This is a genomic window from Flavobacterium sp. KH_001 (assembly GCF_057840745.1).
Map to the genome: position 1 here is coordinate 2,859,816 of NZ_CM174520.1, position 15,311 is coordinate 2,875,126.

Annotated in this window: 12 protein-coding genes; 5 read left to right on the forward strand and 7 right to left on the reverse strand. The window is 34.1% G+C overall.

Features of this window, described 5'->3' with window-relative positions; genetic code table 11:
• Positions 1–12: 12 nt before the first annotated feature.
• The 4 genes from AC3ITQ_RS12375 to AC3ITQ_RS12390 all read right to left on the reverse strand — a co-directional run bounded on the left by AC3ITQ_RS12375 (position 13) and on the right by AC3ITQ_RS12390 (position 3,147).
• Entirely contained in the window at positions 13–1,269 is a 1,257-nt protein-coding gene (locus AC3ITQ_RS12375) for a voltage-gated chloride channel family protein (protein ID WP_489234536.1), read from the reverse strand.
• A 109-nt stretch (positions 1,270–1,378) separates the two neighbouring features.
• Complete coding sequence (locus tag AC3ITQ_RS12380) at positions 1,379–1,762, reverse strand: RidA family protein (RefSeq protein ID WP_489234537.1); 384 nt, start codon at positions 1,760–1,762, stop codon at positions 1,379–1,381.
• 166 nt (positions 1,763–1,928) lie between these two features.
• A complete protein-coding gene (locus AC3ITQ_RS12385) occupies positions 1,929–2,234 on the reverse strand; it encodes a chaperone modulator CbpM (RefSeq protein ID WP_489234538.1) in 306 nt (101 codons plus the stop codon).
• Positions 2,227–3,147 (reverse strand): DnaJ C-terminal domain-containing protein, encoded by a 921-nt coding sequence (locus AC3ITQ_RS12390; RefSeq protein ID WP_489234539.1) that lies wholly within the window; start codon positions 3,145–3,147, stop codon positions 2,227–2,229. Before AC3ITQ_RS12390 ends, AC3ITQ_RS12385 begins: the two co-directional genes overlap by 8 nt.
• A gap of 323 nt (positions 3,148–3,470) precedes the next feature.
• Between AC3ITQ_RS12390 and AC3ITQ_RS12395 the strand changes: the two genes are divergently transcribed.
• From AC3ITQ_RS12395 to AC3ITQ_RS12415, 5 genes are all read left to right on the forward strand, one after another.
• Complete coding sequence (locus tag AC3ITQ_RS12395; protein WP_489234540.1) at positions 3,471–4,202, forward strand: hypothetical protein; 732 nt, start codon at positions 3,471–3,473, stop codon at positions 4,200–4,202.
• A gap of 183 nt (positions 4,203–4,385) precedes the next feature.
• A complete protein-coding gene (gene guaA, locus AC3ITQ_RS12400; RefSeq protein ID WP_026981989.1) occupies positions 4,386–5,915 on the forward strand; it encodes a glutamine-hydrolyzing GMP synthase in 1,530 nt (509 codons plus the stop codon).
• Positions 5,916–5,976: 61 nt separating this feature from the next.
• Positions 5,977–7,893 carry a LysM peptidoglycan-binding domain-containing protein gene (locus tag AC3ITQ_RS12405; RefSeq protein ID WP_489234541.1) on the forward strand — a complete coding sequence of 639 codons (1,917 nt, stop codon included), beginning with the start codon at positions 5,977–5,979 and terminating at the stop codon, positions 7,891–7,893.
• Between the two features lie 95 nt (positions 7,894–7,988).
• The gene (locus tag AC3ITQ_RS12410) at positions 7,989–10,061 is read left to right on the forward strand and encodes a LysM peptidoglycan-binding domain-containing protein (protein ID WP_489234542.1); all 2,073 of its coding nucleotides are present in this window, start codon (positions 7,989–7,991) and stop codon (positions 10,059–10,061) included.
• On the forward strand, positions 10,061–10,462 hold the full coding sequence (locus AC3ITQ_RS12415; protein WP_194655405.1) for an OsmC family protein: 402 nt from the start codon (positions 10,061–10,063) through the stop codon (positions 10,460–10,462). The genes AC3ITQ_RS12410 and AC3ITQ_RS12415 overlap by 1 nt, the downstream gene beginning before the upstream one ends.
• Positions 10,463–10,536: 74 nt before the next feature.
• Here the strand turns inward: AC3ITQ_RS12415 and AC3ITQ_RS12420 are convergent, their stop codons facing one another.
• The 3 genes from AC3ITQ_RS12420 to AC3ITQ_RS12430 all read right to left on the reverse strand — a co-directional run bounded on the left by AC3ITQ_RS12420 (position 10,537) and on the right by AC3ITQ_RS12430 (position 15,266).
• Positions 10,537–11,916 carry a Gfo/Idh/MocA family protein gene (locus AC3ITQ_RS12420; RefSeq protein ID WP_489234543.1) on the reverse strand — a complete coding sequence of 460 codons (1,380 nt, stop codon included), beginning with the start codon at positions 11,914–11,916 and terminating at the stop codon, positions 10,537–10,539.
• A 26-nt stretch (positions 11,917–11,942) separates the two neighbouring features.
• Complete coding sequence (locus AC3ITQ_RS12425; protein WP_489234544.1) at positions 11,943–13,244, reverse strand: DUF3472 domain-containing protein; 1,302 nt, start codon at positions 13,242–13,244, stop codon at positions 11,943–11,945.
• A 162-nt stretch (positions 13,245–13,406) separates the two neighbouring features.
• A complete protein-coding gene (locus tag AC3ITQ_RS12430; protein WP_489234545.1) occupies positions 13,407–15,266 on the reverse strand; it encodes an alpha-1,3-galactosidase-related protein in 1,860 nt (619 codons plus the stop codon).
• Positions 15,267–15,311 lie beyond the last annotated feature (45 nt).

The following is a 15,311-nucleotide window of genomic DNA, read 5'->3' on the forward strand; positions in this document are numbered from 1 at the left end:
TTTAGAATTTCATTATAGATTTTCAAGTTCTTGTTTTCGGAATTTTTGATACAATTTGTATTTGGCCCCTTTCACAATCTGTGATTTATAAATCCCAACAGAACCTGAAGAAAAATAGGCAATGGTACAGGCGATGGCAATGAAAATTCCGGGCTGAATTCCAAATAATTCCATTCCCATAATGGTGCAGGCTATAGGAGTGTGGGTAGCTCCTGAAAATACAGCAACAAATCCTATTCCGGCTAAAAGTGCGATTGGCATGGGTATAATGGCAGACAGGGCACTTCCTAAAGTTGCTCCCACAAAAAATAACGGAGTCACTTCGCCACCTTTAAAGCCAGCACCTAAAGTAAAACCCGTAAATAATATTTTAAGCAAAAAATCATACCATTGATTTTGGTTTGAGAAGGATTCTACAATTACCGGAACACCTAATCCGGAGAATTTTGTAAAACCGAAGCCAGCAATCGCAATAGCTAAAATGATTCCACCAACAAAAGGTCGTAATGGAGGATATTTTATATTTTTTGAAAAAAGAGAACCCCAAAAATGGGTACTTCTGGAAAATAATAAAGCAGCAAAACCGGATAATACACCAACAATTGCAGTATATACGATATTGTGTATATTGATTTCGGGAATATCGGGAATGCTATAATGGGTGTGTTTTACCTGCCAGAATTCGACGGTAAAATAAGCTGCGTAAGCAACTATAAAAGATAAAATAGCACTTTTGATATTAATTTTGCTGAAGTACAAAACTTCCAAAGCAAAAATAGCGCCTGCTAAAGGAGTTCCGAAAACAGAGGCAAAACCGGCACTGATTCCGAGTATGATCAATATTTTTCTTTCGGAATTGTCTAAATTGAAGAATTTAGTGAATTGATCTGCGATTGCGCCTCCCATTTGCACAGCTGTTCCTTCACGACCTGCAGAACCTCCAAATAAATGTGTGATTAAAGTTCCTAAAAGAACTAAAGGAGCCATTTTAATCGGAATGACTTTCTTTGGATTTTCGTATTCTTCCAGCAATAAATTATTGCCTTTTACAACAGATTCTCCCCAAAAATAATAACTGAATCCGACGATTAATCCGCCAAAAGGCAAAAGCCAGACAATCCAGTCGTGGTGAATTCTAAATTGTGTAACCCATTCAAGAGAAACTAAAAAAAATGCTGAAGCAGATCCAGACAAAATACCTATCAAAAAACAGATCAAAATCCATTTGAAAGTAGTCAGGAATATTTTTTGTAGTTTTTGAGAGATCATCAATTAGGAATGGCATATTTTTCGCCACGAATTCACGAATTTAGAAAAAAAATATCTGTTTTAATATTTTTAAAATATTAATTCGTGAATTCGCGGCAAAAAAAAATATTTACTGTACAACAGCTGTAAATTCAATTTCAACTAAATATTCAGGAGCAACCAGTTTGCTGATTTCATAAAAACCCGTTGTAGGTTTGACGTCTTTAAAAAATGCTGAATGCGCTCTGGCAACTTCTTCAAAAGTTGAAATATTGGTAGTAAAAATTCTTGTTCTGATAACATCTTTCATTCCAACATTTAAATCTTCCAGTATTTTTTCAACACGTTCTAAAATATTATAAGTTTGAGCGTAAGCATCATCGGCTTTTACTTTATCGCCATCAACAATTGCCACAGTGCCCGAAACTTCAATAATATTGCCAATTCGTACTGCACGGCAATATCCCATTTTGTCTTCCCATGGTGATCCTGTCAAGATGTTTTCTCTTTTCATTTCTTCTGTTTTTTTGAATTATTTTTTATCGATTTTTAAAAATAATTCTGGTTAGTTAATACGGCTGCAATTTATAAAATATGTAACCGAAAAGAGTATAGATTTATTTGAAATCAATCTGTAAAATAGTCTTTTTTGTGATATTTAAGAACCAAATTTCTAATGGCTAGTCAATTTGATGGTATTCAAAAAGGCGAAGTTTGTTTTGCGTTGCCGTTAAGTTTTGCTGCAAAGCTTCAATCTTATTTAGCAGATGATAAATAGCATCAATTCCCTCTAGATTGATTTTGAGATCATAATGCATGCGAATCATTTTTTCGATGGCAGGCAACTGTTCAGGGTGTAAATATTCATCTTCTTCCTGAATGATAATTTCTACTAAACCATAATTATGCAACTCCGTTATAAACGTGTATTCAATTTCGTGGTATACGCAAAATTGTTTTATCTGGATTAAGTTTTTACTACTCATGATTTCTTAGTTTAGCTAATTCTTCAAATAATTCTTTTTCTTTTTGAGATAATTTTGTTGGCGTTTTGACCTTATAAGTAATGTATAAATCACCAAACTGATTCTCTTTTTTGTAGACCGGAAATCCTTTTCCTTTCAGTTTGACTTTCGTTCCGGTTTGGGTTTCAGAGAGAACTTTCACTTTTACTTTTCCATCAAAAGTATTTACAAAAACTTCGCCTCCTAAAAGGGCGGTATATAAATCAAGATCGACATCAGAATACAAATTATTCCCTTCTCTTTTAAAGTCTGAATTGTTTTCGATATTAAAAGTGATATACAAATCTCCATTTGGTCCGCCGTTTGCACCTGGTCCGCCATGTCCTGGAATTTTTATAATCTGACCATTTTCAACACCCGCCGGAATTGTAATTCGGATATTTTTACCATTTACGGTTAAACTCTGTTTGTGTGTGGTGTAAGCCGAAGCTAAATCCAATTGCAATTCGGCATTAAAATCCTGTCCGCGATATTTTGATTGGGATCTGTTACTCCTTCCTCCGCCATACATCGAATTGAAGAAATCAGAAAAATCACTTCCTGAAAAATTTTCTCCAAAACCAGAAAAATCCTGAGCACTTCCTTGTTGCTGTTGTCTTGAATACTGTTGCTGATTTGGATCGTAACCTGCTTTTTCAAATTCGTCGGCGTGTTTCCAGTCTTTTCCGTATTTATCATATTTTTTACGATTTTCCGGATTACTCAAGACTTCGTTGGCTTCGTTGATTTCCTTGAATTTCTTCTCCGCTTCTTTGTCATTCGGATTCAAATCAGGGTGGTATTTACGAGCCAGTTTTCGATAAGCTTTTTTAATTTCCGCTTCAGTAGATGATTTTGAAATGTCCAATATTTTGTAATAGTCGATATAATCCATTTTATATGTTTTTATAAAATTCAATTAAAAGACTCAAGTTAGGAATAAGTTGTTAATTATCAAAACAGTGTATTTCTTTTAAACAAAAAAATAACGAATAGTTTTTGTAATAGTTAAGTTAATTTGGAATTTGGAATTTTTGAAATTGGAATTTAATTTGACAGAAATAATGATTTTTGGCAAGTTTTTTGTTTCCAAAATTTAGCCTAATATATTGTTATAAAAGTCTTAAAGTTAAAGTCAGTAATTAAATTATGCTATTTTTGCTTTGCTAGACTATTATTTTATAAAATTATAAAAGCCGATTCGATAAAACTTTTTCAATGAAGCATATTTTATTATTCATATTATTTTTTACCGCTGTAACAGTATCAGCTCAGACGGAGTTTGGTACGAAGTATAAAGCTATTCCGGCTCCAAAATTTAGCGCTAAACCCAAAAAAATTCCGAAGCCTGAAACTTTAGATCCTTCGGCTCCGGAAACAGAGGTACCTGGTATAAAAACGCCAAGTGTTTATGATAATAATACTATTACAACTAAATCAAAATTTCAGATAGGAGAGCAAAAAAGCAAATTTACCATGTCTACAGAAACTGATTTTGCCAATCCTGGTGATCGTTATGTAGCTAAAATGGAAAAAGATTTAAATAAAGCATTAAAAGATGCTGGTTTAAAGGAAGATCAACAACCTTTAGTTACGGCCGATGTAAGTTATGGTGATATTAGAACGGGTTCTGCTTATTTTATTATCAAATGTCGTGATTATGGTGCTATAGATGGAGATTTAATTAAAGCTGTTTTAAATCAAGACGTTATAAGAGAGAGGATGCTTTTACAATCTAATTTTCAAGAATTTAAGATATATCTTCAGGAAGGTATCAATACTTTTGAACTACAGGCTCTTAATAAAGGGGAACTTGGAGGGAATACTGGTGAGTTTCAGATATATGATGCTGAAGGTCAGTTTATTTTGTCTGACTATTGGCAGAATTTTAATACAGGGGTACAGGCTAAATTTGTTATTGTAAAGGAGGATAAGAAATTAAAAAAGTAATATTGACTATCAAATACACTTTACGAAAAAATGATTTTTAAAGGAAAATAAGATGCTACGATGCTAAGTTTTTCTTTTGAACATAAAATCTTATAATCTTAGTATCTCAGCAGCTTAGAAACTTTAAAGAAAAAAAATCAAAATTCCATTTTTCAAATTCGAATATAAAAAGTATTTTTGCGCATGCAACACAACGTACTTATTTTAGATTTCGGATCGCAATATACTCAGCTTATTGCGCGTAGAGTTCGCGAATTAAATATATTCTGCGAAATTTTCCCTTACAATCACTTTCCTAGTGATTTATCACCTTATAAAGCAGTAATTCTAGGAGGAAGCCCATTTTCTGTTCGTGCAGAAGATGCTCCACATCCTGATTTATCTCAAATTCGAGGCAAGCTTCCAATGTTAGCGGTTTGTTACGGAGCACAATACTTAGCTCACTTTAGTGGAGGAGAAGTAGCTGCTTCAAACACCAGAGAATATGGTAGAGCTAATTTATCTTATATTAAGGAGAATGAAGTTTTCTTTAACGACGTTTCAGAAAACAGCCAGGTTTGGATGAGTCATAGTGATAGTATCAAGGCTTTACCAACAAATGCAGTGAAATTAGCAAGCACGCATGACGTAGAATATGCAGCTTACAAAATTGAAGGTGAAACAACGTATGCTATTCAATATCACCCTGAAGTTTTCCATTCTACTGATGGATCAAAAATGCTTAAAAACTTCTTAGTTGATATTGCTGAAGTTCCTCAAAACTTTACACCAAATGCTTTCGTAGAAGAGATGGTGGGAGAATTAAAAGAGAAATTAGGTAATGATAAAGTAGTTTTAGGATTATCTGGAGGAGTTGATTCAACTGTAGCAGCAGTTTTATTGCACCAGGCAATTGGTAAAAACCTTTACTGTATTTTCGTAAATAACGGTTTACTTCGTAAGAATGAATTCCAAAATGTATTAGATCAATACAAAGGAATGGGATTGAACGTAAAAGGAGTAGACGCAGGAGATCGTTTCTTAGGCGAATTAGCCGGAATCAGTGATCCTGAAACCAAACGTAAAACAATTGGCCGTGTATTTATCGAAGTTTTTGATGATGAATCACATTTGATCGAAGATGTGAAATGGCTGGCTCAGGGAACAATTTATCCTGACGTTATCGAATCGGTTTCTGTAAAAGGACCATCTGCTACGATTAAATCGCATCACAATGTTGGTGGATTGCCAGATTATATGAAATTAAAAATTGTAGAACCACTTAGAATGTTGTTTAAAGACGAAGTTCGTAGAGTTGGTGCTACTTTAGGAATAGATCCTGAATTGTTAGGAAGACACCCTTTCCCGGGACCAGGATTATCAATCAGAATTTTAGGAGATATTACTCCTGAGAAAGTTCAAATTTTACAAGATGTTGACGCTGTTTTTATTGACGGATTAAAATCTTGGGGATTATATGATAAAGTTTGGCAGGCCGGGGCAATTTTGCTTCCGGTAAATTCTGTTGGTGTGATGGGTGATGAGCGTACTTACGAAAAAGTAGTGGCGCTTAGAGCTGTTGAATCAACAGATGGTATGACTGCTGACTGGGTTCACTTGCCATACGACTTCTTAATGAAAGTTTCAAATGACATTATAAATAAGGTAAAAGGCGTGAATCGCGTTGTTTACGATATAAGTTCAAAACCACCTGCAACAATTGAGTGGGAATAGTACTAATTTTCAAATTAAGGCGTTACATTTGTAACGCCTTAATTTTTTAAACCTACTATTTATGAGAGAACTTTTAACGATTTCTCTTGTCTTTATTTTGTCTTTTAACAAAATAATTGCACAAGATTCAATTATTGAACACAAAATTCAAAAAGGGGAGACCGCTTATTTTATTGCCCAAAAATATAAGGTTTCTGTTGATGAAATTTACAAACTCAACCCTGAATCACAAAGCGGAATCCAAGACAATCAAGTTCTTAAAATCCCAGTCCACCCGACAGAAAAACAAAATCAGAAGCAACAAATCACCCACATCGTTGCTGCAAAAGAAACGCTTTACGGCATATCGAAACAATATAAAGTTACGGTTGATGCCATTCAAAATGCAAATGCTGAAATTCTTGCCGGCGGACTTCAAATTGGTCAGGAATTAGTAATTCCGCAAAATCTTGCAAATCTTTCAAAAACTGAAATGGCGACATCTTCAAAAGTGACACACCAGGTGGTTGCTAAAGAATCGTTGTTTAGTATTGCCAGACAATACAACGTTTCGGTTCAGGATCTTGAAAACGGGAATAAGGAATTGCTTCAAAACGGATTACAAATTGGTCAGACGATTGCTATTCCAAACAAAAGAAAAACTTTGGATGGAAGAGTTCGCGTGATTAATCAGGAAACAATTTTTCATGTTGTTGAAGCTAAAGAAACTAAATTTTCGATTGCTAAAAAATACGGTATTTCAATTGATCAGCTAGAATCTCAAAATCCTGAAATTGTAAACGGATTGGTTGTTGGCAATAAACTGGCCATCAATACAAAAGAGATTAAACCCACAAACGAAAGTGAAGAATTGATGTTGGCTCTTGCCGAAAAACAAGTTGTTGTTGAAAAAACAAAAGCCAAAACAGTTGAGATTGATGATTTAAAAGACAGGCTTGTTGTTCAGAAGGAAATGAACCAGAAGATCATTAAGATTAATGATTTGAAAGTCAATCTGAACGATATGAATGGTTCTAAGGAAAATTCAGTTGAAAAACTGCGTTTGGTTTTAGAAGCCAATAAAAATGTGCAGGATATTTTGATGGCCAAATTAGATTCGTTAGTCAATACGATGAATGATGATCTGGTTGAATTAAAAAGAATGGATGTTTTGAATGTTGATGAATCAAAACGTTTGGAAAAACAATCGTACGAAAGCATTGGAAAAACAAGTGAATTATCTTCTCAATTAAAAAAGGAATTAGCTGAAAATAGAAAAGCGTATGCCGGTTTAATGAATAAAGTAGAGAAGATCGCTGTTGAAGAAAATCAGGAGTACAAAAAGAAACTCCGCGAAAGCGAAAAAAACACGAACATTACTTCATTGCAACAGCGACTTTCATTAGAAGAAATAAAGCGTTATAAAATTGAGCAGGAGCAAGGCGACGCGCAGAACCAACTTTTGATTGCTAAAATTGATTCGCTGGATACCCAGAAAAAAATTGAGGTAAAAAGACATATTAGTAAAGCTTCATTTTACAGTATGGAAGCACGTAAATTTGATGATAAACTGGCTTTGATAAAATTGAAAAAATATCAGGATGATATTATGAAAAATCAAAACAAAACCAATTCTGGTGAACCTTCAAAAGCAATTTCATTAGAAGAAATGAAACAGGAACTAAAGGATAATCCGCTTAAAAATGATAAAACAATAAAAGTCGAAGTTTTTGATAATCTTAAAGAAGTTTCAAATGGCTATTACTTAGTTTTAGGTATATTTACAGACGCGACACCGAGAGATAAGTTTATCATGAAACTTATTGATTCCGGGGATTTTAACGCTAGTTTTTTCTTTAATATAAACAGTCTTTCGTATTATGTTTACTCAGACAGATACCAAAATATGGAAGAAGTTTTATATAAATGCAAGAAAAAGGAGGAAGATGAGTTATATAAAGACATTATTATTGCTAAGGCAGAAATTGACCTTAGATAATAATTGGATAAAAATTAACAAGTGGCCTGAATCTTGCTTTGAACAAAATTAGTATCTTGTTTTTGAATTAAAAATTAAATTGTTTAAGCCATATTATGAAGTATTATTTTGCCTTATTATCTTTTGTGTTTTTTATTACTTTTTCTGCCTTTTCGCAGGAAAAAGTGGTAAAATATACCGTTTCTAGTGGAGAAACTATAAACCAGATTGCCGTAAAATTTAAAATCACTCCTTACGATATCTATCAGTTAAATCCAGATGCAAGGAATGGAGTGAAACCTAATACAGTTTTATTGATTCCAACTAATGGAGCTAAAACTGCAGAGGTAAAAACGGAAGCGCCTAAAGCTAAAGTAGCTGTAAATTCAAAAGAAGTAATTCATGAAGTTCAGCCAAAGGAAACTTTTTACAGTATCGAAAAAAAATACGGTGTTTCTGATGAAGCTTTAAAAGCTGCAAATCCTGGTCTTGAAAAAACGGGAGTGCAGATTGGTCAAAAATTAGTAATTCCAGCAAAAGGATCTGCTCCAAAAGCTAGTTCTGCTGCTACAAAAACAACTAAAGGGCCTGAAAAATATGTTTATCATGATGTTGTAGCAAAAGAAACGAAGTTTTCGATTGCGAAACAATACAATACTACGGTAGAAGATTTAGAAAAACGTAATCCGGAAATTGTATCTAGTTTGCCAATTGGATATCGAGTTACTATAAAAGGAACAGCTCCTAAAACAGAAAATGCAGCACCAGTGGCTCATGTTGCCAAGCCTGCAGAAACTCCAAAAAAAGTAACGACTTATATGGAGTATCAGGTAAAACCTAAAGAGACTTTTTATAGTTTAGGAAGAACGTTTCATATTACGCAGGAGGAATTGACAGAATTGAACCCGTCACTTTCAGAAGGAGTAAAAGAGGGAATGGTTTTAAAAGTTCCGTCAGGGTATTTGGCACCAACGCCAATTATTCCGCAAGCAGTACCAGTTGAAAAGGTGGCTGAAAAACCAATTGCTAATGCAGGTAGTGGTGGTATTTCGGTTTTAGAAAAAGTAAAATCTGAAACGGTTTCTGCAAATCCTGAAGTGGTGGAACTGACGAAAAAAAGAGGCCAAACAGAACGTAAAAAAATGGTTTTGTTATTGCCATTTAATTTAGCTAAGATGCAAAATGATACGACAAGCAGTGCCACTCGTATTAAAAATGATAAGTTTTTGAACATGACACTTGATTTTTATTCAGGGGCTATGATGGCAATTGATTCGGCTAAAACCTTAAAATTACCAATTGATGTTGCTATTTATGATTCTGGAGAAACTAAAACAGCATCTAATGTTTCGGGTTTAATTGCTCAGAATAAATTGCAGGATGCCAGTGCAGTTATTGGGCCGTTTTATCAGACTAATGCTGAAACAACCGCTAATTCATTACGCTTGTATAATGTTCCTGTGATTTCACCATTGTCAAAAGATACGGCTAATCCAATCGATAATTTGTATCAATCTATACCAACAAATGACGTTGTGAGAAACGCTGTTTTTGATTATATGCGTGCTAAAAATGGAAATATTGTAGCAGTCGTAGATAAGAAAAAAGAATCTGTTATCAGTTACATTAAGCAAAATCAAAAAGGGGTTGTATTTGCTGCTTTAAGTGAAACCGGAGGTTTAGACGTTGCTAATTTAAAAAGTTCGTTATTGCCAAACCGTATGAATTATGTGGTGATGGAAACCGGAAATACAGCGATGGTTAAAACAACAATAAAGGCTTTACTTGATGCACAAAAATCATGTCAGGTACAACTAGTAATTTTAGAACCAAACAGTACACTTGACACAGATGAAATTAGTTTTGAAAACCTAATTAAACTGAAATTAATGTATCCGTCAGTGACGCGCGAAAGTGATGATCAAGGTGTTTTGATTTTTGAAAAAGAATATCGCCTGAAAAATAAGGTTAATCCAAACACGTACGCAACAAGAGGATTTGATGTCACTTTTGATACCATGATGCGTTTGGTTCAGGGAAAAACATATCAGGAAACAGCGGATTTAATGACAACAGAACAAGTTGACAATAAATTTCAATATTACAAAAAAGAAGATGGAGGACACGCCAACAAAGGAGTGTACATTTTATATTACGACACAGATTTAACTTTAAAAGTAGCAAACTAATGACATCAAAAGTAACATACTTAGGTGATTTAAGAACACAATCAATTCATGTGCAATCAGGAAGTGAAATCATCTCAGATGCACCACTAGATAATAATGGAAAAGGAGAAGCTTTTTCTCCAACAGATACTGTTGCCAATGCTTTAGCAAGTTGCATGATGACTATTATGGGAATCAAAGCGCGCGATTTGGATGTAGATTTTATTAATTCAACTGCTGAAGTAACCAAAATAATGAATGCTGAACCAAGAAGAATTGGTGCAATCGAAATTGTTTTTGAAATGCAGGGTGTTGAAAGTGAAAAGAACAGAACAATTTTGGAACGTGCAGCAATGACTTGTCCGGTGTTTTTAAGTTTAAGTTCTGAAATTGAAAAACGAATTACTTTTAACTGGAAGTAATGTTTGAAATTTTATAAAATAAGAAAAGGGTACTTTTAAAAGTACCCTTTTCTCGTTCTAACTAACCAAAATATTTATTCTGAGAATTCTAATTTTTGTAATTTGTTCCAGCCACCACGTGTGAAATCTGGAATTTCTACTGGTGCAGAACCTTTATCAAGTGAAATTTCTGTTAAAGGCCCTAAACAAGACCATTCTGCTAAATCGTAAACATCCATATCTAATGGAAGTCCTTTTTGAAGACAATAGATCAGACGATAATCCATTACGAAATCCATTCCGCCGTGACCACCAACTTTTTTAGCCTGTTCCTCTATATTTTTAACTATTGGATGTTTGTATTTTTCCATTAAAGCTTTTTTTACTTCTGCAGGAACAAACGAATGTGCACTTAATTTTTCGTGATTTGGCTTAACGTCGTCACCTAATTCTTTTCCATCCAAAGCATAACCTTCTAGTGGATATTTGTTTGCAAAACCTTTAGTTCCGCTCACCTGATACATTCTGCTGTAAGGACGCGGAGAAGTTACATCATGCTGAATTTGAATTGTTTTTCCGTTTTCAGTACGAATCATCGTCATAGTATGATCTCCGTTTCTGAAATCTTTAATTTCCTTACCTGATTTTTCTTTGATATAAGCGGGATTTCCAACCGCTTTTGTATCCATAGAAACAAGGAAATTCATTTTGTCACCACGATGAATATTTAAAGCCTGACACGCTGGCCCCATACCATGAGTCGCATAAACATCTCCGCGGTGTTTGATGTTATAATCCATTCTCCAGTTGTTCCAGTATTCTCCCCAGAAAGGCTGTAAACCGTGAATGTAAGATCCTTCAGCATGAAGAATTTCTCCAAATAAACCTTGTTGGGCCATATTTAAAGTTGTTAACTCGAAGAAATCGTAAACACAATTTTCAAGTTGCATACAGTGTTTTCTTGTTTTTTCAGAAGTATCAATTAGGTCCCAAATTTCTTTCATTGTCAAAGCACCAGGAACTTCAATAGCCACATGCTTTCCATCTTTCATAGCCTGAACACCTATTTGTGCATGATGTAGCCAATCTGTTGCAACATATACTAAATCAACATTTGGAAGCGCTGTAACTTTTCTCCAGGCATTTTCATCCCCAAAAAATTCCTGAGCTTTTGGAAGTCCGGCTTTGGTTAAAATTTCATTTGCTGATTGTGTATTTTTTTCTAACATATCGCAAAGTGCAACGATTTCAACTCCTGGAATATGTGTCATTCTTTCTACAGCTCCAGGTCCGCGCATACCAAGCCCAATGAAAGCCACACGAACTGTTGGAAGCGGTGCTGTTGCCAAACGCAAAACATCTTGTTGACCTTTTGGACGAGTAGGGGTTTTGGTTTTAATCATTTGTGCTGATGCAATTGTCCATCCGAAGAAAAGACAAAAGACCAAAATGTACTTTAAAATAGTAGTTTTCATGGTTTAATTATTTTTTAATCAATTGTTTAAGGTAAGTTACTAAAATTTATTTCTGGTTTTTTATTGTTTAAAGGTCTGGTATATATTGTTTTTGGTGTTGTATAATTATTGAAGAAACCTCCGTCTTTTAAATAAAAAGAATCTTTTTCAAGTCCTCCGGCAAAATCCATACGGTATCCTTGTGCACCAGTATTATCTGTAGTAAAACGAGCCGAATTCACCTCGATCCAATTTCCTTTTTCATCGCAAATCCATTGATTATTGAATAAAACGTGACGGGATAAATCACCTTGTTCCGGAACAAAATTTTCTAAAAAAGAATGAAATCTTTTTAGATAAGTATTCGTTTGAGGACGGTTAAAACTGGCAATTAAAAGCCATTTTTTTAATTCCGGAGCAAAAAAGTAAGCCGTATAATTGGTGCTATTGTTATTTTGTGGAATTCCGTGAAGCAAAAACTTATAAGTCGTTCCTGCTTTCCAATTGTATTTCAAATAACTTTGACCGCCTGAACCTTCATTTCCAAATTCTCCAGTGTGCACTTTTTCGCCTTTTTTCAGCATTTTAATTTTATGAGAATCCGGAATACTTTTAGGATCATCTGTTGAAAACGGACTCCAAACAGAAAATAAAATCCTTCTTTCAGTTGGCGAGTTTACCTGAATTCCGAAGTAACCTTCTCCAAAACCATTTGCCATAAAATAAGATCCAATTTTGTCCTCATTTACAGGAACAGTAACTTCGTTATAATACCATTCGGCATTTGTACTTTCAGGAACCTGATAATTTAAATGAACTGATGGACCACGACGTCCCCAATGATAAAAATTTCCTTCGTCATTTGGTACATAAGAGATTTTTCCATCATAATCTGTACTGGAAATAGTAAGGCGGTTAATAGACGGAAAACGATCCCCGCTTTTACTGATTCCTTTTATTTTGATGGCTACATATCCTTCCTCATCGATTTTCCAGTTTCCGATAATCACCGCTTTTTTTGAAGCAGTAAAATTTACTTTTTTTGATTCTTTATTTATTGAAAATTCAAGTTCTGCTTTTCCAAACACTTCCACAGATTCCTCTACAGTAATTTGAAAATTTCCTGCTTTTGAAACTCTAAAATAAGCCGTAAAATATTCCTTTGAATCTGTCCAGTTTTCAATGCCATTATCTGTAATAGTATTGCTTCCGTCAATATGTTTGGAGCTAAAAGCATTCCCGGCCAAAGGAAGTGAAATCTTCATTTGAGGATCTGTATTTTCCTTTTTATTTTCGGCATACGAGCATGATACTAGTAAAGAGAGAATTAAGTAATAGAAATTTTTCATTTTTTGATGGATATATAAGTTTTTTTATTTTAAAAATAACCTCTCTAATGAACCAAATTAGAGAGGCTTCAAAAACAAACAATTCTAAAAATAATTATGAGTTTTGAATTAAAGTTCCATTATTAGGTATTAAAAAAACATTTTTTTTATGGATTAAAATTTTTAGTTTGCTTTTGGTATTTCAACGGTTAATTCGTTGTTTTTTAAGTTTAATTCTTCTCGTTTCATTCCTTTGAGAAGAATATTTTTGCCTAACACATTTTCTCCTATTTTATTGCCACTGATTTCTACATTTTTGCAAGCCTCAATTCTGAAATTATATTTTCCCGGATGCCAGGGCGTGAAAGCAAAACTGCGTGTGATTGTATTGTTTTTAAAACTTAAACCATCTACCGATACAGCATAAAGAATAGGATAATCCGATGGGTTAAAGCTGTTGTTTTCGATTTTTATATTTTTATGAAAAGGCTTTAAAGCATTTGGTTCCGGAATTTCAGGATAAATACTGATAATAGCTTCACAGAATTGATAACTAGATGAATTACATGGAAATCTAAATTCATTGTTCTTAATGGTTATATCTTTTACAGCGCCACTTTCATACCAATAATTGGCATCGCCGGCAATAAGGATGGCGGAACCACTGGTTTCAAATGTGTTGTTTTCAATTATGACCTTACCTGGTGTAGAAATCAAATAACCTCGCGCTCGGTTGCTGCCTACAAAACAATTTGTAATCGTGGCATTTGGAGTCCAGCTTAAGTTTTCTAAAACAAAGCTGGCGTCTATATTAGCTGGAATTTTTTCTTTGAATCTGATGATGAAATGATCTACATCTAAAGGTTCAAAACTTGCCACAGTTCCATAGGAAAATGTATTCATTTCTTTCTTTTGAATAAAACCAACCTTGTCTCCAACAACCGCCCATAATAATCCGTGCGACATATCTTGTCCAAATTTGCATTTTACAGCAAAGTCATCTACTTTTTCTATTACAGGTACATAGGTGCCATGAATGTTAATTGGGTCATCCATTAGTCCTTGTGCATCACAATTGTCGATTATGATTTCGCCCTTGCATCCCATAAAGTGCAGTCCATCATCGTGGCCGCTGAGATAACGATTTTTATGTGGATTGGGAATCATATTTACATTTCGCATTTCTATATTTTCGCAGTATTGAGATAAAATACCCAATCCGGAGGTGTGATATACATTTATATTCTCGAGCTTGGTGTTTTTACTATGAAATAAAAACATTCCGGCATGATCGCGCCTACCATGTCTAAGGATCAGAAAATTTCCAACCTTTGGAGTTTTGGTAAAATTGCCCTGCATTAATACTAATCCGGGTTTTACTTCCCTGTATTTTACATTTTTCAGATCACCTTTTACACAACCATTATCGCCGGTGTTTGCTGGAATAATGTGATTTTTATCAAATTCAATTAACCAGGAACCGTCAGATAAAGCCCAGTTTTCGTTTGCATTTTCGCCTATGAAAGTCAATCCTTTTTCATGGATTTTATATGGAGATTGAGCGATATCAATTTTCATTAAAATGTGTTTTTCATCTGCTTCAATAACTTCGCTCTCGGAGGTTAGAGGTACGTCCCAATCGATGTTTACATTCTTTACAATAATGTTTTCTGCATTGTCTAATGTGAATGGCTGAATGTGCCCATGATATACAAAATCTGACTGTTGCGCATCTATGATGATGTTTTTTTTGTTTTTAATAAGTATAGCTAATTTTCGACTGTCGGCGTCATAAGTATTGCTTTCATAATAGGTTCTGTAATATTTGGCGTCCGGATAGAAATCATATCGTCCTTTCGGAAAAATTATTTGTACTGATTCATTTCCTATTTCTTCAATAAGCTGATTGACTTTTGCCGTCAGATTTTCCTTTGTATTGGCAAGAATACCATACTCTTTTACATTTATTTTTTTAACCTTCTCCTGCGCAGCACAAAAGGTCAAAATTGAAAATAAGATGTATGTTATAAAAAGTTTTTGCATAAGTATTTTTTATATTCTCAAGAAAAATGATATTTAACTTAGTAC

What these genes read in the sequence shown, in the direction of transcription:
- AC3ITQ_RS12375 (WP_489234536.1), bottom strand. Translation starts at nt 1,269, where the DNA reads ATGATCTCTCAAAAACTACAAAAAATATTCCTGACTACTTTCAAATGG.
- AC3ITQ_RS12380 (WP_489234537.1), bottom strand. Translation starts at nt 1,762, where the DNA reads ATGAAAAGAGAAAACATCTTGACAGGATCACCATGGGAAGACAAAATG.
- AC3ITQ_RS12385 (WP_489234538.1), bottom strand. Translation starts at nt 2,234, where the DNA reads ATGAGTAGTAAAAACTTAATCCAGATAAAACAATTTTGCGTATACCAC.
- AC3ITQ_RS12390 (WP_489234539.1), bottom strand. Translation starts at nt 3,147, where the DNA reads ATGGATTATATCGACTATTACAAAATATTGGACATTTCAAAATCATCT.
- AC3ITQ_RS12395 (WP_489234540.1), top strand. Translation starts at nt 3,471, where the DNA reads ATGAAGCATATTTTATTATTCATATTATTTTTTACCGCTGTAACAGTA.
- guaA (WP_026981989.1), top strand. Translation starts at nt 4,386, where the DNA reads ATGCAACACAACGTACTTATTTTAGATTTCGGATCGCAATATACTCAG.
- AC3ITQ_RS12405 (WP_489234541.1), top strand. Translation starts at nt 5,977, where the DNA reads ATGAGAGAACTTTTAACGATTTCTCTTGTCTTTATTTTGTCTTTTAAC.
- AC3ITQ_RS12410 (WP_489234542.1), top strand. Translation starts at nt 7,989, where the DNA reads ATGAAGTATTATTTTGCCTTATTATCTTTTGTGTTTTTTATTACTTTT.
- AC3ITQ_RS12415 (WP_194655405.1), top strand. Translation starts at nt 10,061, where the DNA reads ATGACATCAAAAGTAACATACTTAGGTGATTTAAGAACACAATCAATT.
- AC3ITQ_RS12420 (WP_489234543.1), bottom strand. Translation starts at nt 11,916, where the DNA reads ATGAAAACTACTATTTTAAAGTACATTTTGGTCTTTTGTCTTTTCTTC.
- AC3ITQ_RS12425 (WP_489234544.1), bottom strand. Translation starts at nt 13,244, where the DNA reads ATGAAAAATTTCTATTACTTAATTCTCTCTTTACTAGTATCATGCTCG.
- AC3ITQ_RS12430 (WP_489234545.1), bottom strand. Translation starts at nt 15,266, where the DNA reads ATGCAAAAACTTTTTATAACATACATCTTATTTTCAATTTTGACCTTT.